The 682-nt window shown below is 60.0% G+C and carries 1 protein-coding gene; it reads right to left on the bottom strand.

All coding sequences use genetic code 11. The features are described 5' to 3' along the window. Nucleotides 1–682 (bottom strand): hypothetical protein (locus tag FYK55_RS29370; protein WP_161604833.1); only part of this gene is annotated, 682 nt, incomplete at both ends.

Genomic DNA, 682 nt, shown 5'->3' with positions numbered 1-682 from the left:
ACCCGGCTGGACATAAACGCTTGTGTCACCGCTGCTGATTGCTTCAAGTTCTGCGGTTGTGTAGCCGCTTTGAAGATTGATCCGGGAATCCACGATCGACATCGACCCGAGTGTCTCGCCGTGCGAGAGTAAATCCACCGTCGACGCGTTCGCGGAGATCGTTCCGCCATTGCTCCAGCTCCCACTCAAACGCAGCAAGGAACCCGAATCGACAGCGATCGCCGAGGTGTTGGTCCATGTCCCACCCAGATCGACCGTTGAAACGCCCGTCGCCGTGATCGGTGCTGCCGCGGTCCAGGTACCACGGAAGGTCAGATTCGATCCATCGATCGTTTGCCCCAGGTTGCTGGTGAACGTCCCGGCGACATCCAACGTGCCTCCGCCGGAAACCGTTGCATCACCCAAATCTCCGGTGACATTGTTCAGATCAAGCACGCCGCCGTCGGCCCGCATCGATCCCTGGTTGGAAACCGTTTTCCCCGTCACCCGCAGCGTGCCGCCCGAAGAATCCGACTGGACCGTCCCCAGAACGATCGTGTCGGCGTTCCCGTTTCCGAGCGTCGTAAAGGTTGACCCTGAAGCGTTCCGCACCGTGACATCCGGCCCGACAGTCAAAGTCCCGCCGTCGGCCGTTCGAATCCGCACGTCATTCTCTTGCTGGCTGTAAGTCAGAGCGCTGTAA

The sequence above is a fragment of the Roseiconus nitratireducens genome, from assembly GCF_008629675.1.
Taxonomy (GTDB): domain Bacteria; phylum Planctomycetota; class Planctomycetia; order Pirellulales; family Pirellulaceae; genus Stieleria; species Stieleria nitratireducens.
The sequence above is the reverse complement of the archived record's forward strand: the minus strand, read 5'-3'. Positions and strand labels throughout refer to the sequence as shown.